This window comes from Pseudomonas sp. MT3 (assembly GCF_054720805.1).
Map to the genome: position 1 here is coordinate 25076 of NZ_JBTVPY010000027.1, position 23212 is coordinate 48287.

Annotated in this window: 23 protein-coding genes and 1 pseudogene; 9 read left to right on the forward strand and 15 right to left on the reverse strand. The window is 67.1% G+C overall.

Annotated features, from left to right (window positions below; all coding sequences use genetic code 11):
- Positions 1–5 precede the first annotated feature (5 nt).
- From ACYCAX_RS22780 to ACYCAX_RS22810, 7 genes are all read right to left on the reverse strand, one after another.
- On the reverse strand, positions 6–842 hold the full coding sequence (locus ACYCAX_RS22780; RefSeq protein ID WP_460248893.1) for an ABC transporter permease: 837 nt from the start codon (positions 840–842) through the stop codon (positions 6–8).
- 15 nt (positions 843–857) lie between these two features.
- On the reverse strand, positions 858–1988 hold the full coding sequence (locus ACYCAX_RS22785) for an ABC transporter substrate-binding protein (RefSeq protein ID WP_460248894.1): 1131 nt from the start codon (positions 1986–1988) through the stop codon (positions 858–860).
- 56 nt (positions 1989–2044) lie between these two features.
- On the reverse strand, positions 2045–3130 hold the full coding sequence (locus tag ACYCAX_RS22790; RefSeq protein ID WP_015477740.1) for an ABC transporter ATP-binding protein: 1086 nt from the start codon (positions 3128–3130) through the stop codon (positions 2045–2047).
- 140 nt (positions 3131–3270) lie between these two features.
- Positions 3271–4194, reverse strand: coding sequence for a LysR substrate-binding domain-containing protein (locus tag ACYCAX_RS22795; RefSeq protein ID WP_294979413.1), 924 nt, complete (start codon positions 4192–4194; stop codon positions 3271–3273).
- A 235-nt stretch (positions 4195–4429) separates the two neighbouring features.
- Positions 4430–5743: an NAD(P)/FAD-dependent oxidoreductase gene (locus tag ACYCAX_RS22800; protein WP_294980137.1), complete on the reverse strand. Its 1314-nt coding sequence runs from the start codon at positions 5741–5743 to the stop codon at positions 4430–4432.
- A 216-nt stretch (positions 5744–5959) separates the two neighbouring features.
- A complete protein-coding gene (locus ACYCAX_RS22805; RefSeq protein ID WP_294980139.1) occupies positions 5960–7324 on the reverse strand; it encodes a glutamine synthetase family protein in 1365 nt (454 codons plus the stop codon).
- Between the two features lie 174 nt (positions 7325–7498).
- Positions 7499–7687, reverse strand: a complete 189-nt coding sequence (locus ACYCAX_RS22810; protein WP_015477736.1) for a hypothetical protein — start codon at positions 7685–7687, stop codon at positions 7499–7501.
- A 233-nt stretch (positions 7688–7920) separates the two neighbouring features.
- Between ACYCAX_RS22810 and ACYCAX_RS22815 the strand changes: the two genes are divergently transcribed.
- Both ACYCAX_RS22815 and ACYCAX_RS22820 read left to right on the forward strand, forming a co-directional pair.
- Positions 7921–8190, forward strand: a complete 270-nt coding sequence (locus ACYCAX_RS22815) for a ubiquitin family protein (protein WP_015477735.1) — start codon at positions 7921–7923, stop codon at positions 8188–8190.
- Positions 8191–8199: 9 nt separating this feature from the next.
- Complete coding sequence (locus ACYCAX_RS22820) at positions 8200–9303, forward strand: WD40/YVTN/BNR-like repeat-containing protein (RefSeq protein WP_294980142.1); 1104 nt, start codon at positions 8200–8202, stop codon at positions 9301–9303.
- A gap of 89 nt (positions 9304–9392) precedes the next feature.
- On the opposite strand, the pseudogene ACYCAX_RS22825 reads toward ACYCAX_RS22820, so the two are convergent.
- Positions 9393–9617 (reverse strand): annotated as a pseudogene (locus tag ACYCAX_RS22825) (RimK-like ATPgrasp N-terminal domain-containing protein); the annotation flags it as partial.
- A gap of 4 nt (positions 9618–9621) precedes the next feature.
- Between ACYCAX_RS22825 and ACYCAX_RS22830 the strand changes: the two are divergent.
- The 5 genes from ACYCAX_RS22830 to ACYCAX_RS22850 all read left to right on the forward strand — a co-directional run bounded on the left by ACYCAX_RS22830 (position 9622) and on the right by ACYCAX_RS22850 (position 11966).
- Positions 9622–9837 (forward strand): GNAT family N-acetyltransferase, encoded by a 216-nt coding sequence (locus ACYCAX_RS22830; protein ID WP_460248896.1) that lies wholly within the window; start codon positions 9622–9624, stop codon positions 9835–9837.
- A 76-nt stretch (positions 9838–9913) separates the two neighbouring features.
- Positions 9914–10243: an ArsR/SmtB family transcription factor gene (locus tag ACYCAX_RS22835; RefSeq protein WP_294980146.1), complete on the forward strand. Its 330-nt coding sequence runs from the start codon at positions 9914–9916 to the stop codon at positions 10241–10243.
- A complete protein-coding gene (locus tag ACYCAX_RS22840) occupies positions 10240–10668 on the forward strand; it encodes a YeeE/YedE family protein (protein WP_015477732.1) in 429 nt (142 codons plus the stop codon). Before ACYCAX_RS22835 ends, ACYCAX_RS22840 begins: the two co-directional genes overlap by 4 nt.
- Before the next feature lie 3 nt (positions 10669–10671).
- Complete coding sequence (locus ACYCAX_RS22845; protein WP_015477731.1) at positions 10672–11106, forward strand: DUF6691 family protein; 435 nt, start codon at positions 10672–10674, stop codon at positions 11104–11106.
- Entirely contained in the window at positions 11103–11966 is an 864-nt protein-coding gene (locus ACYCAX_RS22850; RefSeq protein WP_015477730.1) for an MBL fold metallo-hydrolase, read from the forward strand. The genes ACYCAX_RS22845 and ACYCAX_RS22850 overlap by 4 nt, the downstream gene beginning before the upstream one ends.
- A gap of 91 nt (positions 11967–12057) precedes the next feature.
- Here ACYCAX_RS22850 and aceF read toward each other — a convergent pair whose 3' ends face one another.
- The 3 genes from aceF to ACYCAX_RS22865 all read right to left on the reverse strand — a co-directional run bounded on the left by aceF (position 12058) and on the right by ACYCAX_RS22865 (position 17826).
- Positions 12058–13992: a dihydrolipoyllysine-residue acetyltransferase gene (aceF, locus tag ACYCAX_RS22855; RefSeq protein WP_460248897.1), complete on the reverse strand. Its 1935-nt coding sequence runs from the start codon at positions 13990–13992 to the stop codon at positions 12058–12060.
- Positions 13993–14003: 11 nt separating this feature from the next.
- Positions 14004–16652, reverse strand: a complete 2649-nt coding sequence (gene aceE / locus ACYCAX_RS22860; protein WP_015477728.1) for a pyruvate dehydrogenase (acetyl-transferring), homodimeric type — start codon at positions 16650–16652, stop codon at positions 14004–14006.
- Between the two features lie 202 nt (positions 16653–16854).
- The gene (locus tag ACYCAX_RS22865; RefSeq protein ID WP_460248898.1) at positions 16855–17826 is read right to left on the reverse strand and encodes a GGDEF domain-containing protein; all 972 of its coding nucleotides are present in this window, start codon (positions 17824–17826) and stop codon (positions 16855–16857) included.
- A gap of 349 nt (positions 17827–18175) precedes the next feature.
- On the opposite strand from ACYCAX_RS22865, the gene pmrG reads away from it, so the two are divergent.
- Complete coding sequence (pmrG, locus tag ACYCAX_RS22870; RefSeq protein ID WP_294980605.1) at positions 18176–18832, forward strand: lipopolysaccharide core heptose(II)-phosphate phosphatase PmrG; 657 nt, start codon at positions 18176–18178, stop codon at positions 18830–18832.
- Between the two features lie 17 nt (positions 18833–18849).
- Complete coding sequence (locus ACYCAX_RS22875; protein ID WP_294980602.1) at positions 18850–19686, forward strand: phosphatase PAP2 family protein; 837 nt, start codon at positions 18850–18852, stop codon at positions 19684–19686.
- Here the strand turns inward: ACYCAX_RS22875 and ACYCAX_RS22880 are convergent.
- The 4 genes from ACYCAX_RS22880 to ACYCAX_RS22895 form a co-directional block, all read right to left on the reverse strand.
- Complete coding sequence (locus ACYCAX_RS22880; protein ID WP_015477724.1) at positions 19673–20245, reverse strand: COG3904 family protein; 573 nt, start codon at positions 20243–20245, stop codon at positions 19673–19675. The genes ACYCAX_RS22875 and ACYCAX_RS22880 overlap by 14 nt on opposite strands.
- Before the next feature lie 105 nt (positions 20246–20350).
- A complete protein-coding gene (locus ACYCAX_RS22885; protein ID WP_460248900.1) occupies positions 20351–20728 on the reverse strand; it encodes an NUDIX hydrolase in 378 nt (125 codons plus the stop codon).
- A 360-nt stretch (positions 20729–21088) separates the two neighbouring features.
- Positions 21089–22468 (reverse strand): ATP-binding protein, encoded by a 1380-nt coding sequence (locus ACYCAX_RS22890; protein WP_460248901.1) that lies wholly within the window; start codon positions 22466–22468, stop codon positions 21089–21091.
- Complete coding sequence (locus ACYCAX_RS22895; protein ID WP_460248902.1) at positions 22468–23124, reverse strand: response regulator; 657 nt, start codon at positions 23122–23124, stop codon at positions 22468–22470. The genes ACYCAX_RS22890 and ACYCAX_RS22895 overlap by 1 nt, the downstream gene beginning before the upstream one ends.
- Positions 23125–23212: the final 88 nt, after the last annotated feature.

Below are 23212 nucleotides of genomic sequence, written 5' to 3' on the forward strand. Positions count from 1 at the left end.
GCTCCTTATCCCACCAGCTTGTCGACGCGGGTCATGCGCAGCAGCGCCCAGATCATCCCGCTGACCAGCGCCAGCAGCACCACCGAGAGCGCGGCGCCCAGGCCCCAGTTGCTGGTCTGGAACATCTGCAGGTAGACGTACTCGGCCACCATCACGGTCTGCCCGCCGCCGAGGATCGCCGGGGTGATGAAGAAGCCCAGGCAGAACACGAAGACGATGATGAAGGCGCCGAGGATGCCGGGGATGGTCTGCGGCACGAAGATGCTCCAGAAGGTGCGCATCTGCCCTGCGCCCAGGCCGCGCGCGGCCAGCAGCACGCGCGGGTCCAGGCGGCGCATGGTCGACACCAGCGGGAACAGTGCGAAGGGCACCATGAAATGCACCATGCCGATCACCACGCCCATCTCGTTGCGGGTGAGCTGCAAGGGCTCGCTGGTGATGCCCAGGTACTGCAGCCAGTCGTTGAGCAGACCGTTGCTGCGCAGGGCGATCAGCCAGCCGAACGCGCGCACCAGCACCGACAGCCAGAACGGGATGAACACGCAGATCTCCACTACGCGCTGCCAGCGCGGCGGGCTGTAGACCCAGCAGTAGGCCATCAGGTAGGCGATCAGCAGGGAGATCACGCTGACCGTGGTGCACAGGCGGAAGGTCCGCCAGAGCACGTCGTGGATCGCCGGGTCCGTCATGATCCGCTGGTACTGCTCGATCCCCGGCTCTGGCAGGGTCACGCTCCAGCCGAGCACGCCGAGGAAGGGCAGTACGTAGAACACGATCAGAACCACCGGCAGCGGCAGCAGCAGGGCGCCCAGCTTGAGCCGCGAGGGGGCGTTATCGGCCATGACCTGCGCTCCGCGTCACTTGGAAATGTGGGTCAGGTACTGCTCCAGGGTTGCCGCGTAGTGGTCGGTGTACCACTCGTGGCTGAGCATGATCTGCTTGGGCAGGTTGGCCGGGTCGGTGCAGTTCAGGTGCTTGCGGTCGTCCGGGATCAGCGCGGCGGCGGCGGGGTTGGCCGGGCCGTTGCCGAACATCTTGAACAGTTCCACCTGGGACTGCGGGTCCTGGGCGTAGGCGATGAACTTCATGGCCGCCTCGGTGCCGGCCGGGTTGCCCTTGAGCACGCCCCAGTTGCTGCAGCCCAGCAGGGCGTTGTCGAAGGTCCACTTGATGCGGCCTTCGCTGTCCTCGGTGATCACCTGGGCGCGGGTGTTCCAGATGGCGCCCATGGACACTTCGCCCTCGATCAGCAGTTGCTGGGTCTCCGCGCCCGAGCCCCAGAAGGCCAGCACGTGGGGTTTGAGCTCCTCGATCTTGTTCATGGCGCGCGCCACGTCCAGCGGGTAGAGCTTGTCCGGCGTCACGCCGTCGGCCAGCAGCGCGGCCTCGAGCATGCCGTTCATCCACTTGTAGAGGGTGCGCTTGCCGGGGAAGGTCTTCACGTCCCAGAAGTCGGCCCAGGTCTTGGGCGCCTTGTCGCCGAAGCGCTCGCTGTCGTAGGCGATCACGTAGCTGAGCATGTAGTCGGCGATGCCGTATTCGTAGGCGAAGCCGGGCAGCACCTTGTCCTTCGAGACGACGTTGTAGTCGATGGCCTGTACCAGGCCTTCCTTGCCCAGGTTCTGCAGGATCGAGCTTTCCGCGTCGACCACGTCCCAGCTCACCCGGCCGCTGGACAGCTGGGTGCGGATGGCGCCTTCGGTGGGGCCGCTGCCGTCGATCTTCACCGGGATGCCGGTGGCCTTGGAGAAGCCCTCGGTCCAGGCCTTGCCGAACGCCTTGATGGCGTCGCCGCCCCAGTTCACCACCACCAGCGGCTTGTCGCCGGCGGCGAAGCTCACGCCGCTGCGCAAGGCCAGCGGCAGGGCGGCCATCAGGCCCATACCCTTGAGGAAGGTGCGGCGGTCGATCTGCCCGCGGCGGGTCTTTTCGATGAGGACTTCGATGCAGTCTTGCTGGTGAGGATTGAACTCTTTCGGATTGAACATGGGTGCAGCTCCCGATCAGGTGGGATGGCGAATAGGGGACGAACGCGCTCGGCGACTCAGGCGATCAGCAGGCTTTTCTCGATGGGCCAGCTCAGCCAGACCTTGGCGCCCTGTTCCAGGCGCGAGGCCTGGTGGTCGGCGTGCACGGCCAGGCTCATCGGTTGCTTGCCCTCGCTGCCGGCACCCAGGCACAGCTCGGTGCTGGCGCCCTGGTAGGTCTTGGCGGTGAGCACCGCCTGCACCACGTTGTGGCCGTTCACCTGCGGCGGCACGCTATGCAGCTGCATGTGTTCCGGACGCACGGCCAGCAGCGGTGCTTCGGCCTGCACGGCCGGGGAGTAGCCGGCGCGCAGCTCGGCCTCGCCGAAGCGTCCGCAGGCCAGTTCGCCGGCGCGGCCCACCTGGCTCAGCGGGAACAGGTTCATCTTGCCGAGGAACTCGGCGACGAAGCGGTTGCTCGGCTGGTTGTAGATGGTCTGCGGGTCGTCGACCTGGGCCAGTTGGCCACGGTTGAAGATGGCGATGCGGGTGGACAGGGCGAGGGCTTCGTTCTGGTCGTGGGTGACGAAGACGAAGGTGGTGCCGACCTGGCGGTGGATGCGCTGCAGTTCGGCCTGCAGCTGCTCGCGCAGGTTCTTGTCCAGCGCCGAGAGGGGTTCGTCGAGCAGCAGCATGTCTGGCTCGAACACCAGTGCGCGGGCGATGGCCACGCGTTGCTGCTGGCCGCCGGAGAGCTCGCCGGGGCGCTTGCCCAGGTGCTCGCCGAGGCCGACCACTTCGAGCATGTGGCGCACGCGACGGTTGCGTTCCTCGGCCTTCACGCCACGGATCTTCAGCGGGAAGGCGACGTTGTCCTCGATACTCATGTGCGGGAACAGGGCGTAGCCCTGGAACACCATGCCGAAGTTGCGCTTCTCGGCAGGGCGTTTGGTGATGTCGGCGCCGCCCTCTTCGAGCTTGCCGCGGGACGGGTCCTGGAAGCCGGCGAGGATCATCAGGAAGGTGGTCTTGCCGGAGCCCGAAGGCCCGAGGAGGGTGAGGAACTCGCCCTGGCGGATGTCGATGGACACGTTGTCCAGCGCGTTGAAACTGCCGTAGCTCTTGCCGATGCCGATCGCACGTAGTTGGGGCTGTCGCTCCACTGCATTTACCTCGATTTCTTGTTCTTGTTCGAGCAGCCGCCGGGTGAGGATCGGGGTAAAAATCAGCGGCCTTTTTTTAATGCAGTATTGTTAAAACTCTCTCCGCTTCAATCGCGTTTTTTCTCCCTTATTGTTCGAAATTATTCACCAATCAGGACATTGCGACCGCCCTGGCGGAACTGCTCGGACATGCGCAGTTCGGCCTTCATCCAGGCCTTGAAAGCCCGCACGTCGGGGCGTTCGGTCTTCGCCGGGTCGGTGACGAAGTAGTAGCGGTTGGGCGGCTCGATGGCGACGTTGAACAGCCGCACCAGTTGCCCCTTGGCCATCGCATCGCCGCTGACCAGTGCGTCGCCCATTGCCACGCCTTGTCCGGCGATGGCCGCCGACTGCACCAGGTGGGCGTCGGAGAAGACGATACCGTTGCGCACGTTGAGGTCGCGCACCCCGGCCGCGGCGGCCCAGAGCAGCCAGTCGGAGTGATCGACCATGTGCAGGAAGGGCAGGCTGGCGAGATCTTCCGGCGAGTCCAGGCCGCCCACCGAGTTGAGCAGCGACGGGCTGCACACCGGGAAGGTGTCGAGGGTGGCGATCAGCTCCACATGCAGGTCCGGCCAGTCGCCCACGCCGTAGGCGATGAACAGGTCGACATCGCGGTTGGTGACGTCGTCGGGAATCCGGGGCGAGACCAGGTTCAGTTCCACCTGCGGGTGGGCGCGCTGGAACTTGCCGATCTGGTGGCACAGCCAGTAGGTGGCGAAGCCCGGCGTGCAGCTCACGCACAGGCGGCCGGCCACTTCCTCGGCATTGGCGAAGCGCCGCGCCTCGTTGAGGATCGCCAGGGCGCGCTGGGTTTCGCGGGCGAAGCATTCGCCGTGGTAGGTCAGCGCGATGCCGCGGCCGACCCGTTCGGTGAGGGCGATGCCCAGGCAGTCTTCCAGGCTGTGCAACTGGTGGCTGACGGCGCTGCGGGTCAGGCTCAGTTCGCTGGCCGCGCCGGACAGGCTGCCCAGGCGGGCAACGGCGTCGAGCACGCGCAGGGCGGTCATCGAGGGGAAACGCATGGCTCACTCCAATTTCGAAGTGGAGCCTTTATCCCTGAGCGCGGCGGTGGTGTCGAGTGGCTGCGGGTACGGGCGCACTGGGCGCCTGTTTCCTGGCGTTTCGTGATGCGCAAGTCGCTGCGGCGATGGTGACGGAGAAGCCCCCGTAGGAGCGAGCTTGCTCGCGAATTCCGCCCCGCTGCGGAGCCCGTTCGCGAGCAAGCTCGCTCCTACAGGTTGGCCTCGCAATCTGCTATCAGCGCAGCTTCTCCATCATCTGGTAGTACCACATGCCCGCGGCCAGCATCGGGTTGCCGAACACGTCGCCCATGGGCACGCGGATGTGCTTGCACTGGGCGAAGGTGTCGAACTTCTCCAGGTCGCCGGTCATCGCCGTGGCCATGATCTCGCCCATGATGTGGGTGGTCGCCACGCCGTGGCCGGAGTAGCCCTGGCAGTACCAGACGTTCTCCGACAACTTGCCCAGTTGCGGGATGCGGTTCATCACAATGCCCATGGCGCAGCTCCACTGGAACTCGATGTCCACGCCCTTGAGCGCCGGGAAGGTGCGTTCGATGCACGGGCGCAGTTCGCCGGCGATGTCGCGCGAGTCGCGGCCGGAGTAGTTGGCGCCGCCGCCGAACAGCAGGCGGCCGTCTCCGGTCATGCGGTAGTAGTCGAGCACGAAGCGGCAGTCGTAGACCGCCAGGTCCTGCGGGTTGATGCGCTTGGCCAGCTCGCCCAGCGGCCTGGTGGTGACGATGCCGCCCATGGCCGGGAAGATCATGCCCTTGAGCTGCTTGCGCTCCAGCTTGTGGTAGACGTCGCCGGCCAGCATGACTTGCGATGCGTTGATCCGCCCTCCCTTGGTGACTACCGCCGGGCGCGGGCCGTGGACGATGTCCAGCACTTCGGAGTGCTCGAAGATCAGCGTGCCCAGGCTGGCGGCGGCCTTGGCTTCGCCGATACACAGGTTGAGCGGGTGCAGGTGCATGTTGCGGGTGTTCTTGATGGCGCCGCAGTAGAGGTCGCTCTCCAGGTGCGCGCGCACGCCGGCGCCGTCCAGCAGGCTGATCTCGTCGCCCATGCCACGGCGCTTGGCGTCGTCGAAGGTGGCCTTCAGCTCGTCCATGTGCGACTGCTTCATCGCCGCGTGCAGGTGGCCGAACTTCAAGTCGCACTGGATGCCGTACTTCTCCACGCGGCTCTTGATGATCTCGTGGCCGCGCCAGCGCAGGTGCCAGATGAAGTCGTCGACGTCGTCGCCCAGCCACTGGCGCATCTGCTTCTCCATCGCGGCGTCGCCCGAGAGGCTGCCGGTGACCTGCCCGCCGTTGCGCCCGCTGGCGCCCCAGCCGACCTTGTTGGTCTCGACGATGGCCACCTTGTAGCCGCGCTCGGCCAGTTCCACGGCGGTGGCGACGCCGGTGAAGCCGCCGCCGATGATGGCGATGTCGACGCTCACCTCGCCTTGCAGCGTGGGGTAGCCGGTCTCTTCGTTGAGGCTCGCGGAGTAGTAGGACTTCGCGCGCTCGGGGGCGGGCGTGGCGGGGTTCAGTGCAGCGTTCATTTCGGTGTTCCTGTTGTTGTTCGTTTTCCCTCACCCTAACCCTCTCCCAGAGGGAGAGGGGACAGTCCGGTGTGGGCTGTAAATTCGGTTATCGCCGGCTGCTTCAGTGAGCGAAAAACTCATCTCGGCACGGTCGGCCCCCTCTCCCTCAGGAGCGGGGAGCGCAGCCAGGGCTGGGGTGAGGGGCTCATGAGCGCGAGGCTCAACGGCGCGCCCTCACGCCTGCGTCAGATACCAGCGCCAATCCTGCTCGCCGACTTCGCCCATGAACTGGCGATATTCGGCCTGCTTGACCTTCAGGTACACGCCAAGGAACTCGTGCCCCAGCGCATCCCGCGCCCAGCTGGAACGCTCCAGCGCGCGCAGCGAGGTGAGCCAGTCGGTGGGCAGCAGTTCCTTGGCCTGGGCATAGCCGTTGCCTTCCACCGGCGCGCCCGGGTCGATCTCCTCGCGGATGCCGCGATGGATGCCGGCGAGGATCGCCGCGGCAGCCAGGTAGGGGTTGGCGTCGGCGCCGCAGATACGGTGCTCCACGTGGCGGGTATGGGCCGGTCCGCCGGGTACGCGCAGGCTCACGGTGCGGTTGTCGCAGCCCCAGGTCGGCGCCAGCGGCGCATAGCTGTTGGCCTGGAAGCGACGGTAGGAGTTGGCGTTGGGGCAGAACAGCAGCAGCGAGTCGAGCAGGCTTTTCAGCATGCCGCCCACGGATTGGCGCAGCAGCGGCGTGCCGGCAGGGTCCTCGCTGGCGAACAGGTTGTTGCCCTCGGCATCGGCCAGCGACACGTGCATGTGCATGCCGGTGCCGGCCAGGTCGTCGAACGGCTTGGCCATGAAGCACGCCTGCATCCCGTGCTTGTGCGCCACGCCTTTGACCAGGCGCTTGTAGCGCACCGCCTGGTCCATCGCGGTGAGCGCGTCGCCGTGCTCCAGGGTGATTTCCACCTGGCCCGGCGCGTATTCGGAAATTGCCGTGCGCGCCGGAATGCCCTGAGCCTTGCACGCAGCATAGAGGTCGGCGAGGAAGGGCTCGATCTGTTCCAGCTCGCGCAGGCCGTAGACCTGGGTGGCGCGCGGGCGGCCGCCGTCGGCATCCAGCGCCGGTTGCGGGCGGCCGTTGGCGTCGCGCTTGGCGTCCAGCAGGTAGAACTCCAGCTCGCAGGCCATCACCGGGTGGTAGCCAGCGGCCTTGAGGCCGTCGATCACGTGGATCAGGACATGGCGCGGGTCGGCGATGTCCGCCGGCTTGCCTTGCTCGGGGTGCATGCTGACCTGCACCGCCGCCGTGGGAATCTGCCGCCAGGGCATGCGCACCAGGCTGCCGGCCAGCGGGTAGGCGCGGCAGTCGATGTCGCCCACGTCCCAGACCAGCCCGGAATCCTCGACATCCTCACCGTGCACGGTCAGGCCGAGGATGGTGCTCGGCAGTGGCCGGCCGGACTGGTACACGGCGAGCAGTTCCTCGCGGTGCAGCAGCTTGCCGCGTGGCACGCCGTTGGCGTCGAGGATGAACAGCTCGACCATCTCGATATCGGGGTTCTGGGCCAGGAAGGTGTGGGCTTCTTGCACGGAGGCGAAATTCATGGGGCTCTCGTTAGCATCCAGCCGGATGCGCTGACGACCTGCAGGCCAGGGCCGCACCTGGAGTGCGGAGATAAAGGCAGGCAAGCGATGCGACGGGCTACGTCTGGTTCGGGGGAGGGCGTCGGGCCTTCCTTGAGCGTAGTTCCGTCGATGGAGTTCGGGCGCGGCGGCCCGTCAGCGGTTGGCGCTATCCGGTGGACGCGCATGGCGGCAATGCCAGAGCGCCCAGAAGGCCAGTTCGAGAGGCAGGGTCAGCGGTTGCAGTTCGAGCCAGCGGGCATGTTTGCGCGGCAGGCGGACGACGCTGCCGGCCTTGCGGGCGGCGACGGGTTCCAGCGGTGCGGGCGAAACGAGCAGATGCATGGGGGACGAGTTGGCTGACGTTGGAAGCAGCCTCGCACAGGCACATGCGTTTATTAAATGTGATTTTCAAGATGCTTGGTTTTGAAAAATCGAAACTGAATGCCGAGGCCCCGTCGCTACGAGCGCCGTGCCAGAGGTATCGCGGGGGATAGAGTGCAGTTGGTCGCGTGCTCCGATGGGGGGGTGTGCCTCTCTTACACTGGGAGCACCGTTCGTCAGTATCGGGCCCGCCCATGTGCCGCATCGTCTTCGCTCCCTCGATCCAGCGCCACGTCGCACTGGAGGAACGCGAGCTGGCGGCGCCGACGTTGCGCGCGGCGCTGGAGACGGTATTCGCCGAGGCGCCGGCCCTGCGCGGCTACCTGCTGGACGACCAGGGCGGGCTGCGCCGGCACCTGACGATATTCATCGACGGCCTGCGCCTGCGCGACCGCGCCCGCCTCAGCGATGCGCTGGCGGCGGACAGTGAGGTCTACGTGGTCCAGGCCCTGAGCGGCGGTTAGGAGGCGGAAATGGACGATCGACTGCTGGTGGCGACCCGCAAGGGGCTGTTCACCTTCCAGCGTGGCGCGAACGGCTGGCAGGAGGCGCGCCGCGAATTTATCGGCGAGCCCCTGAGCATGGTGCTGGCCGATCCCCGCGACGAAACCCTCTACGCCGCCCTCAACCTCGGCCACTTCGGCTGCAAGCTGTGGCGCCAGCGTCCCGGCGAGGCCTGGCAGGAGGTCGCCGTGCCGGTCTACCCGCCGCAGCCGGACCCATTGCCGACCCCGAAGGAGGGCGATGCCCCGCCCGCGCCCTGGACCCTGCAACAGATCTGGTGCCTGGAGACTGGCGGCGCCAGCGAACCGGGCGTGCTCTGGGCCGGGACCATTCCCGGCGGGCTGTTCCGCAGCGCCGACGCTGGCGACAGCTGGGAGCTGAATCGTTCGCTATGGGACCGCCCCGAGCGCGCCCGCTGGTTCGGCGGCGGCTACGACTGGCCGGGCATCCACTCGGTCAGCGTGGATCCGCGCGACAGCCAGCACCTGACCGTGGGGGTGTCCTGCGGCGGCGTCTGGCAGAGCGACGACGGCGGCGCCAACTGGCGCAACACCACGGCGGGCATGTACGCCGACTACATGCCGCCGGAACTGCGCGAGGACGGCGCCATCCAGGACCCGCACCGCCTGGTGCAGTGCCCGGCGCAACCCGACCGCCTGTGGGTGCAGCACCACAACGGCATCTTCACCTCCGCCGATGGCGGCGCGCGCTGGCACGATGTGCCGGTCAAACCCTCCAGCTTCGGCTTCGCCGTCGCGGCGCACCCGACCCAGCCGGATACCGCCTGGTTCGTCCCGGCGGTGAAGGACGAATGCCGGGTGCCGGTGGACGGCCGCTTCGTGGTTACCCGTACCCGCGATGGCGGCGCCAGTTTCGAGGTGCTGGTCGGCGGACTGCCGCAAGGCCCGGCATTCGACCTGGTGTACCGCCACGGCCTGGCGGTGGACGACGACGGTGTGTGCCTGGCGATGGGCTCCACCACCGGTGGGCTGTGGCTGTCGGAGAATGGTGGCGACCATTGGCAATGCCTCTCGGCGAACCTGCCGCCGATCTACTGCGTGCGCTTCGGCTGAGTCTTGCGTTTCGCCTGCTCGCGCACCTCGCGCGGCCTCATGCGGTGGTCGAAATAGTTGATCGCGGTGCCGAAGACGACGATGGCGATCAGGATGGCCAGGTCATAGCGCGCCAGGCACCGCGAGTTGGGCTGCGCCAGACGCGCCGGCTGAAGCGGTCGAGGGCGTCGGCGATGGTTCTCCCGCAGCTAGTGCAGGGCGCCGGGGGGCGCACCGGCGATAGGCCAGGCATCGGTGCGGCGGAAGTCCACCAGCAGGATCGGGCAGGGGAAGGCCTCGAACAGCTGGCGGGCGATGGGCTGCAGCGGTTCGAGGTCGATGCTGGCGCAGGGGGGGCTGGGCGGTGGCCTGCTGGAGCAGGCGGAACTGTTCGCCGCGCGGCACGGCTGCAACGTGCTGCGGCTTGCAGTGCGCGTCGATAACAGTGTTGCCATCGGCCTCTACGAATGGCGGGGTTATCGGCGCTCCGGCCATATCCGGGGGTTCTACGCAGACGCTGCCGATGCCTGGCGGTACGAGCAGCCGCTGATCTGAGAAAGGCCCGAGGGGCTGGTCAGGGCACGAAAAACAATATATAAAAATATAGATTATTTATTGGTAGACCGTTCCCATGACCGCCACCACGCTCGACCCCGCCGACGCGCTGCGTCTGCATCAATCCGCCGAATCCGCCTGCCAGCTGCTCAAGGCGCTGGCCAACACCGACCGCCTGATGCTGCTCTGCCAGTTGGCCCAGGGCGAGCTGAACGTCGGCGAGCTGGAAGCCCGCACCGGCATCGCCCAGCCGACCCTGTCGCAGCAGTTGGCGGTGCTGCGCCGCGAGGAACTGGTGGAAACCCGCCGCGAGGGCAAGCAGGTCTACTACCGCATTGCCAGCCAGCAGGCGCTGGCGGTGATCGAGACGCTGTACCGGCTGTTCTGCGCGGAGGCAGCGAAATGATCGACTGGACCAGCTTCACACCCTGGAGCGCCCTGGCCGGTGGCGCGTTGATCGGGCTGGCGGCGGGGCTCTTCGCCGTGCTCGATGGCCGTATCGCCGGCATCAGCGGTTTGCTCGGCGGCCTGTTCAAGCGCGCCGCGTGGGGCGGGGAGGGATCACTGTTCCTGCTCGGCCTGCTGGCGGCGCCGCTGCTGTGGGCGCTGCTGCGGCCGCTGCCGGAGATTCGCTTCGACGCCGGCTGGGCGACCTTGCTGGTGGCGGGGTTGCTGGTCGGCGTCGGCAGCCGCTTCGGCTCCGGCTGTACCAGCGGGCATGGCGTCTGTGGCCTGTCGCGGCTGTCCGGCCGCTCCCTGGTGGCGACGCTGTGCTTCATGGGCACCGGCTTCACCACCGTGTTCATCCTGCGTCACCTGCTGGGAGGCTGAGACATGGGCAAGATCGTCGCGTTTCTGGCCGGGCTGCTGTTCGGCGTCGGCCTGCTGCTGTCGGGGCTGGCCAATCCGGCGAAGGTGCTGGGTTTCCTCGATCTCGCCGGGCGCTGGGACCCGTCGCTGGCGCTGGTGATGGCGGCCGCCATCGGCGTGGCGCTGCCGTTCTTCGCCTGGGCGCGGCGGCATGATCGCGCGCTGCTGGGTGGGGCCATGCAGTTGCCCACGCGGCGCGATCTGGATGGCCAACTGATCGGCGGAAGCCTGTTGTTCGGAGTCGGCTGGGGGATTGCCGGCATCTGTCCGGGACCGGCGCTGGTGACCGTTGCCGCCGGCTACTGGCAGGGCGCGCTGTTCTGCCTGGCCATGCTGGCGGGCGTGGGCCTGCACGCCGGCTACGAATGGCAACGCGACGCGACGAGGAGACCCGCATGAGCGCCACTCTCCAACCCTTCTTCGATCCGGCCACCTCCACCTACAGCTATGTGGTGGCCGACCCCGGCACCGGGCGCTGCGCCATCGTCGACCCGGTGCTCGACTACGATGCCGCCGCCGGACGCATCGGTTACGGCAATGCCCGGAGCATCCGCGACTACGTGCGCGAACAGGGGCTGACGGTGGAGTGGCTGCTGGAGACCCACCTGCACGCCGATCACCTGTCCGCCTCGGCCTGGCTCAAGGACGAACTGGGCGGGCGGCTGGCCATCGGCGCAGCCATTGCGCCGGTGCAGCACACCTTCGCCGGGTTGCTCAACCTGGGCGCGGCGTTTCCCTGCGACGGCAGCCAGTTCGACCACCTGTTCAGCGATGGTGAGCGTTTCTTCATTGGTGAGCTGGAAGCCGAGGCGCTGCATACCCCCGGCCACACGCCGGCGTGCATGACCTACCGGGTGGGCGATGCGGCCTTCGTCGGCGACACCCTGTTCATGCCCGACTACGGCACCGCCCGCTGCGACTTCCCAGGCGGCGATGCGCGCCAGCTGTACCGCTCGATCCAGCGATTGTTCGCGCTGCCGGACGAGACCCGGCTGTTCATGTGCCACGACTACCTGACGCCGGATCGGCAGGAGCATGCGTACGAAACCACCGTCGCGCGGCAGCGCAGGGACAACGTGCACGTGCACGATGGCGTGGGCGAGGAGGCTTTCGTCGCCATGCGCCGGCAGCGCGACGCGACGCTGCATGCGCCAGCGCTGATCTGGCCGTCGATCCAGGTGAACATGCGCGGTGGGGTGCTGCCGGAGGCGGAGGACAACGGCGTGCGTTATTTGAGGATTCCGCTCGATCGGATGTGATGGGTTCGCGAGCAAGCCCGCTCCTACGGGAGCATGTACGATCAGCTCTTCGTAGGAGCGAGCTTGCTCGCGAACAACGCCCGGAAAGGCGCTACAGCAGCAGGCTGCGAATATCCCCTAGCACTTCACCCAGTCTGCGGGTGAACCGCGCCGCCGCCGCGCCGTTGATCACCCGGTGGTCGTAGGACAGCGATAGCGGCAGCATCAGGCGCGGCTGGAAGGCCTTGCCGTCCCACACCGGCTGTATCGCCGCCTTGCTGACGCCGAGGATCGTCACTTCCGGCGCGTTGACGATCGGCGTGAAGCCGGTGCCGCCGATATGCCCCAGGCTGGAGATGGTGAAGCAGGCGCCCTGCATGGCGTCGGCGGAGAGCTTCTTGGTCCGCGCCTTCTCCGCCAGTTCGGCGGCCTCGGCGGCCAATTGCAGCAGGCTCTTCCGGTCGACGTCGCGGATCACCGGCACCAGCAGGCCGTCCGGGGTGTCCACGGCGAAGCCGATGTGCACGTACTTCTTGCGGATCAGCGCCTTGCCGCTGGGAGCCAGGGAGCTGTTGAAGTCCGGCAGCTCGCGCAGCAGATGGGCGCAGGCCTTGAGCAGGATCGGCAGGATGGTCAGCTTGGTCCCGGCCTTTTCCGCCGCCGCTTTCTGCGCGATGCGGAAGGCTTCCGCCTCGGTGATGTCGGCGGACTCGAACTGGGTGACGTGGGGCACGTTGAGCCAGCTGCGGTGCAGGTTGGCGGCGCCGACCTGCATCAGGCGGGTCATGGCGACTTCTTCCACTTCGCCGAACTTGCTGAAGTCGACTTCCGGGATCGGCGGGATGCCAGCCCCGCCAGTGGTACCGGCCGACGCCGACTTGCCGCGTTGCAACTGCTCTTTGACGAACGCCTGCACGTCCTCTTTGAGGATGCGGTCTTTCGGACCGGTGCCTTTCACCTGGGCGAGATCGACACCGAACTCGCGGGCGACCATGCGCACCGCCGGACCGGCATGGACCTTGGTGCCATCGCGGCTGGGCGCGCCCACCGGGGAGACGTCCGGCGCCTTGGGCGGCTCGGCCCTGGCGACGGGCTGCTCCGCGCTGGGCGTCTGAACCCGGGATTGAGCCTGGGCCGGCGCGGCGCCACCGGCGACTTCCAGTTCGAGGATGGCATCGCCTTCCTTGAGGGTGTCGCCGATCTTCACCTGGAGCGCCTTCACCACGCCGGCTTTCGGCGCGGGGATTTCCATGCTGGCCTTGTCGGATTCCAGGGTCAGCAGGCTCTGGTCGGCCTCGATGCGGTCGCCGGCCTTGACCATCAGTTCGATGACCTGGCCCTCGCCATTGCCGATGTCCGGCACCCGGATGGTTTCCACGCCACCACCTGAAGGGGCGGGTGCCGTTGCCGGTGTTGCGGCGGGCGTGTCTTGCGCCGCCGGCGCCGGTTCCGCGGGCGCGCTGGCGGCCGGCGCGCCACCCTCGGTTTCCAGCTCGAGGATGTCGTCGCCTTCCTTGAGCGTGTCGCCGATCTTCACCTTGATCGCCTTCACCACGCCGGCTTTCGGCGCGGGGATTTCCATGCTGGCCTTGTCGGATTCCAGGGTCAGCAGGCTCTGGTCGGCTTCGATGCGGTCGCCGACCTTGACCATCAGTTCGATGATCTCGCCCTGGCCGTTGCCGATATCCGGGACCTTGATGGTTTCCAGGCCGCCGCCACCGGCAGCGGGGCGGGGCTCGGGTGTTGCGGGCGTTGCGGGCGGTTTCGGAGCCGCGGCGGCGGGCGGAGTGGGGGGCGGCGCTTCGGCGGCTCCGCCTTCGGCCTCCAGCTCGAGGATGTCGTCGCCTTCCTTGAGGGTGTCGCCGATCTTCACCTTGATGGCTTTCACCACGCCGGCGCGGGGACAGGGGATTTCCATGCTGGCCTTGTCCGACTCCAGCGTCAGCAGGCTCTGTTCGGCCTCCACGCGGTCGCCGACCTTGACCAGCAGTTCGATGACTTCGCCCTGGCCGTTGCCGATGTCGGGTACGCGGATGGTCTCGCTCATCGTGCCTCTCCTCAGCAATCCAGCGGGTTGGGTTTCTCGGGATCGAGGCCGAACCTGGCGATGGCCTCGGCCACCACCTTCGGCTCGAGGTCGCCACGGTCGGCCAGGGCTTCGAGCGCGGCCAGCACCACCCAGTGACGGTCCACCTCGAAGAAGTGGCGGAGCTTGGCGCGGGTGTCGCTGCGGCCGAAGCCGTCGGTGCCCAGCACCTTGTACTCCTTGCCCGGTACCCACTGGCGGATCTGCTCGGCGTAGACCTTCAGGTAGTCGGTGGAGGCGATCACCGGCCCTCGCCGGCCGGAGAGGCATTGCTCGACATAGCTGGGCCTGGGCTTCTGGCCCGGATGCAGACGGTTCCAGCGCTCCACCGCCAGGCCGTCGCGGCGCAGTTCGTTGAAGCTGGGTACCGACCAGACGTCGGCGCCGATGCCGAAGTCTTCGCGCAGTATCCTCGCGGCGGCCTCGACCTCGCGCAGGATGGTGCCCGAGCCGAGCAACTGCACGTGGTGCGCCGCGTCCTTCCTGTCCTCGTCGAGCAGGTACATGCCCTTGATGATCCCGGCCTCGACACCCTTGGGCAGCGGCGGGTGCGGGTAGTTCTCGTTCATCACGGTGATGTAGTAGAAGACCTCCTGCTGCTCCTGCATCATCTGCCGCACGCCCTCCTGGATGATCACCGCCAGCTCGTAGGAGTAGGTCGGGTCGTAGGTGCGGCAGTTGGGGATGACCGAGGCCAGCACGTGGCTGTGGCCGTCCTCGTGCTGCAGGCCCTCGCCGTTGAGCGTGGTGCGCCCGGCGGTGCCGCCGAGCAGGAAGCCGCGCGTCAGGCTGTCGCCGGCGGCCCAGGCCAGGTCGCCGATGCGCTGGAAGCCGAACATCGAGTAGAAGATGTAGAACGGCAGCATCGGCTGGCGGTAGTTGCTGTAGGCGGTGCCGGCGGCGATGAACGACGACATGCCGCCGGCTTCGGTGATGCCTTCCTCGAGAATCTGGCCCTTCTTGTCCTCGCGATAGAACATCAGCTGTTCCTTGTCGACCGGCTCGTAGAGCTGGCCCACCGAGGAGTAGATGCCGAGCTGGCGGAACATGCCTTCCATGCCGAAGGTGCGTGCTTCGTCAGGGATGATCGGCACGATGCGCGGGCCCAGCTCCTTGTCCTTGACCAGTTGCGAGATGATCCGCACGAAGGCCATCGTGGTGGAAATCTCGCGATCGCCGGTACCGTCGAGCATGGCTTTCAAGGTTTCCAGCGGCGGTGCCGGGATGCGCTGGCTGTTGCCGTGGCGATGGGGCATGAAGCCGCCCAGGGAGGCGCGGCGCTCCTTCAGGTAGCGTGCTTCGGCACTGCCTTCGTCGGGGCGGTAGAAGGGCAGCTTGGCGAGGTCCGCGTCCTTGATCGGGATGTCGAAACGGTCGCGGAAGGCGCGCAGGCTGTCGACGTCGACCTCGTGGATGTTGTGCGCGATGTTCTTCGCTTCGCCGGTGCCGGTGCCGTAGCCCTTGATGGTCTTGGCCAGCACCACGCTGGGCTGGCCGGTGTGGTTCACCGCAGCATGGTAGGCGGCGTAGACCTTGTAGGGGTCGTGCCCGCCCCGGTTGAGCTTCCAGATTTCCTCGTCGGAGAGGTCCTTGACCATCTCCAGCAGCTCCGGCCGGGTACCGAAGAAATGCTCGCGGACGTAGGCGCCGTCCTTGGCCTTGTAGTTCTGGTAGTCGCCGTCCACCGCCGCATCCATCCGTGCCTGCAAGAGGCCGGTGGTGTCCTTGGCGAAGAGTGGGTCCCAGAAGCGGCCCCAGATCACCTTGATCACGTTCCAGTTGGCGCCGCGGAATACGCCTTCCAGCTCCTGGATGATCTTGCCGTTGCCGCGTACCGGACCGTCGAGGCGCTGCAGGTTGCAGTTCACCACGAAGATCAGGTTGTCCAGCCTCTCGCGCCCGGCGAGGGAGATCGCGCCCAGGGATTCCGGTTCATCGGTTTCGCCATCGCCGAGGAAGCACCAGACCTTCTGCTTGCCGGCGGGAATGAAGCCGCGGCTTTCCAGGTATTTCATGAAGCGCGCCTGGTAGATCGCCTGGATCGGCCCCAGGCCCATCGACACGGTCGGGAACTGCCAGAAGTGCGACATCAGGCGCGGGTGCGGGTAGGAGGGGAGACCCTTGCCGTCCACCTCCTGGCGGAAGTTCACCAGTTGCTCGTCCGTCAGCAGGCCTTCGATATAGGCGCGGGCGTAGATGCCGGGGCACGCGTGGCCCTGGAAGTAGATCAGGTCGCCGGCGTGTTCGTCGGTGGGGCCGTTGAAGAAGTAGTTGAAGCCGATGTCGTAGAGGGTCGCCGAGGAGGCGAAGGTGGAGATGTGTCCACCCAGCGACGAGTCCTTGTGGTTGGCGCGCATCACCATCGCCAGGGCATTCCAGCGCACCAGCGAGCGGATGCGGCGCTCCATGAACAGGTCGCCGGGCATGCGGGCTTCATGGGTGACCGGGATGGTGTTGCGGTAGGGCGTAGTGATGGCGTAGGGCAGTTGGGTGCCGGTGCGGCTGGCCAGCTCACCGAGGCGGGTCATCAGGTAGTGGGCGCGCTCCTCACCTTCCTTTTCCAGTACGGATTCCAGCGCGTCCAGCCATTCCTGGGTTTCCACGGGGTCGATATCGTGCATGGTCAGGGGTCCTGGTTTACGGGGTCGGCTCTACGCTATGCCGGCTCCGGGGCCAGTCCCACCGCCAGGTTGGCGGATAGGCCAGGGTCCGATTCCGGACCTCGTTGCCTGCCGCCGGCACGCGCGTGTGGGATAGAGCTTAGACAGCCTTGCCGAGACTGTCGGGGCAGATCGTCGTGTCAGGAGGTCGCAGCGCCGCAAATCAGCGTGTGCCGTCCCGCATCGAGCCCTCGTCACGCGACCATTGCGCCGCGGCCAGCCGGTTGCGTCCGCCCTGCTTGGCCTGGTAGAGCAGCCGGTCCACCGCCGCCACGAAGTCCAGCGGACGATCGCCCGCGCGGGGCACGGCGGTGCCGACGCCGAGGCTGATGGTCAGCAGCGGGGCGACGCTCGACTGCTCATGGGCAATGCGTTGCTCGCGGATGAGGCGGCGGCAGCGCTCGGCCACCTGGAGCGCGGCGTCGCCGTCGGTTTCCGGCAGCACCAGGACGAACTCCTCGCCGCCGAAGCGGGCGATGAAGTCGCGCGGGCGGTGCAACGCGCCGGCCAGCGCCTTGCCGACGCTGCGCAGGCAGTCGTCGCCCTGGATGTGGCCGTAATGGTCGTTGTACTGCTTGAAGTAGTCGATATCGAGGAGGATCAGCGACAGCGGCTGGCCGCTGCGCTGGGCGCTGGCCCATTCGGTTTCCAGCACCGAATCGAACATGCGCCGGTTGGCCACGCCGGTCAGGCCGTCCTTGTAGGAGTACTCCTCCAGCTGGCGCTGCAGCTGGATCAGCTGTTCTTCGGCGCGCTTGCGTTCGCTGATGTCGAACATGAAGCCGATCAGGGCGTCCACCTCGCCGTTGCCGTCGCGCATCACATGCACCACGTCGCGAATCCAGATGTAGTCGCCGGAGGCGGTGAGGGCGCGGTAGTCGGCCTCGTGATCGGTGCCGTTGCGCGATTGCGACACGCAGAAGTCCACCACGCGCTCGCGGTCCTCGGGGTGCATGCGCTCGGCCCAGTCGTTGGCGCTGACCCAGCTGGACTGGCTCCAGCCCAGCAGCGTTTCGATCTGCGGGCCGATGTAGGCGAAGGTCATGGTCTTCCAGTCGATCTTCCAGGGGATGGCCCGGGTCGATTCGAGTAATGTCTTGTAGACCGCGCTGTCGGTCGGGGCGTCGTGCAGCATGGTGGCTCTCTAGTGTCAAAGTGCCTTGCTTATACCGTACCCACGGGGCGCCCGGTACGCCGCCAGGCGCCAGTTCGATGCACAGGGGGCGCCTTCTCGACGGACGGTCGCGGCGCCACCGGCGCCAGCGCTCGCGGGTGGCTGCGCTGGGGGACGTTGCGGACGCTAACGGCATCTTCAGCAATTCATGACGGGTTCTTCACGAACCCGGCGCTAGGTTGCCCTCGCCCGACATCTGACAACCCGCAGTGCGGTGTGAGCCCCACGGATGGGCCGGGCCTCGGAGGCGCGCCACGGCGCTCCGGGCGGGGCAGGGATGCAGCCTTGTTTGCCCGTCACTGGAAATGAAATGTCGATTTCCCTGCTCGTCCGGAAAGCGCGACGAACCCTTGCCAGCCGCTGGCTGCTGTTTCCCCTGGCGCTGCTTGCGTTCGGCCTGATCAGCGGCTTCTGGCTCATCCGCCCGTCAACCGCACAGAGCATCGCCCATGACCCGGTCCGGCTCGAGGCGCTGCGCGAGCACTGGCGCAACGGCGATCTGATCGTCCTGGTGCGTCATGCCGAGCGCTGCGACCATTCCAGCGCCCCCTGCCTGTCCGCCCCCGAAGGCATCACGGTTCGCGCCCAGGCCGCGGCCCATGACCTGGGTCGGCATTTCCGCATGCTCGGCCTCGCCGACAGCGACATTCTCAGCAGCCCGCAGGTCCGCGCCGAACAGACCGCCACCTCCATGTTCGGTCAGACGCCGGCGCGGCAGGACTGGCTGTTCGATTGCCGCGGCTCGATGCTGCGCGACGCCCGGCAACACAAGCAGCCTCACCGCAACCTGATCCTGGTGACCCACAGCGAGTGCATGGAGGACCTGGAGTCCACCGTGAGCATCGCCGATCCCCAGACGCCCGATTACGCGTCGTCGCTGTTCCTCATCAGCGACGGCCACACCGCACCCAAGCTGCTCGGCTACCTGGATGCCGACCAATGGGCCGCCGTCGCACCGATCCGTTGACCCTGCAAGGACCCTGCATGTCTGCCCCCCACTTCTATCTGCACAATCTCGGCGTACCGCTGCTGCTGGCGGTCGTGCTGTTCTGCGCGTTCGATCTCACCCAGCTCGACGTGCTGATCAGCAATCAGTTCTACGATCCGTTGACGCATACCTTCGTGCTGGAGCACGACCGTCTGTTCGAGAAGCTGACCCACAAGCTGCCGCGCATCCTGCCCGACACCACGGGGGAACTGGCGGTGATCGGGATGCTGCTGTCGTTCGCCTGGACGCTGCTGCCCAAGGGGCGCTTCAGCGCCTGGCTGGAACGCGTGCGGGTCGCGCCGGCCCTGCGCTGGCTTACCGCACACCGGCGGGACTTCATCTTCCTGGTGGTGTCGTTCGCCATCACCACCGGCATGGTCCATTACTTCAAGAGCCACACCAGCGTCTGGTGTCCGGTGGAAACCACGCTCTACGGCGGCATTCATGAGAAGCGCGAATGGTTCGAGAACTTCAGCCTGCTGCACGAGGCGGGCGAGGGGCGCTGCTGGCCGGGTGGGCATGCCTCCAGCGGTTTCACCCTGCTGGCGCTGTATTTCGTGGCGCGGCGCTACCGCTGGCGGCATGCCCGCGCGCTGTTCATCGCGGTGATGACGCTGGGCATGATCTACGGCAGCACCCGCGTGCCGCAGGGCTGGCACTTCGTGTCGCACACTTTCTGGTCGGGCATCATCGTCTGGCTGTCGATGCTGGGCACCGCCCTGGCGTTCTACGGGCGTGAGCGCCTGAGCCAGCCGGCGCTCGATGCTCCCCGGCACGCGCCGGAGACGGCCGCGCCAGGACTGTCGGAAGGGCTTTCCGTCAGCGGACGCTGAGGCTGCGGGGCGCGCCGCCCAGGCGGTAGCGCTCCAGCTCCTGCGGCGAGAGCACGCGCATTTTCTGCGGCTCGATGCTCTGCATGTCGTCGGCCAGGGCGAGCGGGATGTCCATGTCGCGCAGGTAGCTGCGCGCGTTGTAGCCGCCGCTGGCCTGGGACGAGTCGCCGCCGGGGTAGTAGGGGCGGTGCAGGCCGACGTAGCCGCGCACCGTCTTGCGATGGCCGGCGGCCAGCAGGTAGACGCACGACCCCTGGCACAGACCGTTGGTCGGCACCAGGGTCTCGAAGCCGGACTCGCGCAGAAGACGGCCCATCTTGATCGATTCCGCCGCGCTGCCACCGATGCTGTCGAGCAGCGCCACCTTGCGCGCGAACTTGCCGGGATTGCCCATCAGCCCCTTGAGCAGGCGTTCGTAGTCGCCCGGCGCGATGTCCTCGGAAATACGCACCGCCAGCACCGGACCGACCTTGCTGTGTTGCACCGGCTTCACCTCGACCTTGGCCAGGACGCTGGCGGAGCACAGAAGGGTGGCGCAGAGCAGGGTGACGCGGCGCATGGGCGGGGAGTCCTGACAAAAGGTGCATTCGGAAGGCGCCGAAGATACCGCGAAGCGCCTGGGTCTTGCACCTTTCTCAGCGGCGTGGGAAGCGCGACCCGCTGTTCAGCTCGCCTTGGACAGGCAGGTGCGCAGCAGCCGGCGCACCGACTTGTTGACCTTGCGCCGCTCCACTTCGTCCGGGGCGAACCAGCGGCAGTCGGCGATCTCGTTCAGCGGCACCGGTTGCTGGGCCGGATCGACCGGCGTTTCGAAGACGTAATGCAGCGTCTGGTACAGCTCCAGCGGGGCCAGGTAGTTGAGCTGTGCCGCCTGCAGGCCGGTTTCCTCGTTCAGTTCGCGCAAGGCTGCCTGGCCTGGCCGCTCATCCCGCTCGATACGCCCACCGGGCAGGTTCCATTTCGACTTGGCCTTGCGCACGAAGAGGATCTTGTCGTCGAGACGGCAGATGACCGTTGCACGTTCCTTCAGCGATTTACCCATGACGGCACCTCTGCGGCAAAACCAGTAACTCTGTAAACCTCGGACGCACGGCCACGGGTGAAGAATTGCTTGGTGGGGTAGTCAGTTACGGACATGAAGTCGGCGGATGGTAGTGGTTGGGGGACGGAGGCGTCTGTAGGGAATTTCCCGGCACCATACTTCGAGATCCTGAGTCTTGAGTGCCCCGGAGTCTTGTCAGTGAGACGCCAGATAGCCATCACACGTTCATTGAGAATATTTCCCATGACACCTTCCTCCCTACGGCAGAGCGCGGGTGCGCTTTCCATAAGCATAAGACGCCCGGGGAAAATCTCCATCGATCGAATGGGTTATGTGCAGGATCTCGACACGGACTGAAGTTCAGGACGGGGATTGGTCCTGTACCGGCAGGCGCACGCGTGCCTCCAGGCCACCCTCGGGACGGTTGCCCAGCCGCACGTCGCCGCCCAGCCGCTGCACCGCCCGGCTCACGATGGACAGGCCAAGGCCCGCGCCATTGGGGTTTCCGTCGCTGTAGAAGCGCTCGAACGCCCGATCCAGCCGGGTTTCCTCGATCCCCGGACCGCTGTCCTGCACGGTCAGCAGCAGGTCGCCGCCCTGGCGCTCGAGGGTGACCCGCACGGTGGCGCCGGCGGGGGAGAAGTTCACCGCGTTGCTGACCAGGTTCTGCAGAACCACTTCCAATGCCCCGCGATCACTCAGGGTGCGGTAGTCGCCGCTGGCGATTTCCAGGTCGGGCTCGACCTGCTGGCGCAGCATCCAGGGGGTCAGCTCGGCGAGGCTGTCGGTGACCAGCGCCTGCACGTCCAGTGCTTTCCAGCGGCTGCGGTTGGACGCCGGCTCCAGGCGCGCCAGGGTCAGCAATTGGTTGACGACCCGGCTGAGACGGTCGACCCCGTCGATCAGGAAGTCCAGGGCCTTGTCCCGCTCCTGTTCGTTGTCGGCCTGGGCGGCGTTCTGCGCGTGCAGCCGCAGGACTGCCAAGGGCGTACGCATCTCATGGGCGGCATCGGCGATGAAGCGGTGTTCGCGCTGAAGCAGGGATTCCACCTGGCTGAGCAGGCGGTTGAGGGCGGCCTGCATGGGTTCCAGCTCGCGCGGCAGAGGCACCAGTTGCAGCGGCTCCAGCGAGTCGGCGTGCCGCCCGCGGATGACCCGTGCCATGTTCTGCAGCGGCTCCAGCCCGCGGCCGATCGCCAGCCAGACCAGCAGCGCCAGCGCCAGGCTGCCGGCCAGGAAGGGCATCAGGGTATGGCGCACGATGCGGCCCACCAGGTCGTCGCGCACGTCGTAGCGCTCGCCGACCCAGATCACCAGCTTCTGCGCCGGCACCGGCAGGACGAAGCCGCGCCATTGCCGGCCGTCGCGGGTCTCGGTGCTGAACCCGGGAGCCTTGGGTGGCGTGTCGAAACCCGGCGCGCTGGCCGAGCGCACGCGCAATTGGCCGTCTTCGCTCCAGACGGCGAAGGCCAGCTTGTTTTCGTAGGGGTGACCGGGGCCGCCGGCGCCGGACTGGCTGAGTGCCTCGTTGAACGCCTGGTACAGCGTCTGGCGCTCGGCGCCGGCCAGCGGCAGGCTCATCACGCCCTGCAGCAGGCGGGCGTTCTGCGCCAGGTGGGCGTCGTAGACTTCGGCGATCTCGTGGCTGCTGTCGTGGTAGTTGTACAGCGCCAGCAGACCGGTGCCTGCCAGCAACAGGAGCATCACCCGCCACAGGGTGCGGCTGCGCAGCGAGCCCATCAGGCTTCCACCAGGTAGCCGATGCCCCGTACGGTGCGGATCAGGCCGCTGAACAGCTTCTTGCGCAGGTGCGAGATGTGGACTTCCAGGGTGTTGCTTTCAGCGCTTTCATCCCAGCCGTAGAGCAACTGGGTCAGGCGGTCGCGGGTGAAGACCTTGCCCGGCTGCGCCAGCAGTTCGTGCAGCAGTTGGTATTCCTTGGGGGTGAGGACCACGGGCTGCCCCTGGAAGCGGACCTGCTGGGTCGACGGGTCGAGGCTGACCCCGGCGTGCTCGATCAGCGCCCGCGCCCGTCCGCTGCTGCGGCGCAGCAGCGCGCGCAGGCGTGCCTGGAGTTCGTGGAGGTCGAAGGGTTTGACCAGGTAGTCGTCGGCGCCGGCGTCCAGGCCGGCGATGCGATCCTCGGTGGCGTCGCGGGCGGTGAGGATCAGCACCGGGACCGTCGAGCCGGCCGCGCGCACGCGACCGAGTACGTGCAGGCCGTCGAGGCGCGGCAGCCCGAGGTCGAGCACCACCAGGTCGAACTCTTCGGTCTGCAGGGCGTGCAGCGCGCTGGCGCCATCCTGCAGCCAGTCGATGGTGTAGCCCTCCTGGCGCAGGCCGGTGCGTACGCCTTCGCCCAGGGCCTGGTCATCCTCCACCAACAGCAAACGCATGGTCAGTCCTGTCTTGCCTGAATTTCCCTGAGTAAAGCATCGAACTCGCCGTGCCGTGCCCGCTCACGGTCGAGCGGCCGCGGCTGCC